At 61.4% G+C, this 324-nt stretch carries 1 protein-coding gene; it reads right to left on the bottom strand.

Annotated elements, in window-relative coordinates:
• Positions 1-157 precede the first annotated feature (157 nt).
• Positions 158-324: helix-turn-helix domain-containing protein (locus RA19_RS26355; protein WP_152615879.1), on the bottom strand; the 167-nt coding region annotated here is incomplete at its 5' end.

Raw genomic sequence — 324 nt, 5'->3', positions numbered from 1 at the left:
TCAATGCAGCCCTGACCTTTGCTGCGATCCACGGCTATACGCAGATGTTCGAATCCTTCGCCGATGAGCCGCTGGCCTATGTGATCGGCGGTCTGGCGGCAATCCCGCTGGCCTGGGGGCTATGGCGGCTGAACCAGTGGATGGCCGCCAAGCAGGGCTAGCTGCTGCGTAAGATGCGGGGCGTGGTTCCGAACTCTGCCTTAAAGGCGCGGGTGAGGGCGCTGGGATCGTCATAACCGCAGCGCAGGGCGATCTCGGAAACGCTCAAATCCGTCTCTAACACCAGCTTTCTGGCCTGGATAAGCCGCAAGCGCCGGTAAACAG

The organism is Leisingera sp. ANG-M1, from assembly GCF_000813745.1.
GTDB lineage: Bacteria > Pseudomonadota > Alphaproteobacteria > Rhodobacterales > Rhodobacteraceae > Leisingera.
The sequence above is the reverse complement of the archived record's forward strand: the minus strand, read 5'-3'. Positions and strand labels throughout refer to the sequence as shown.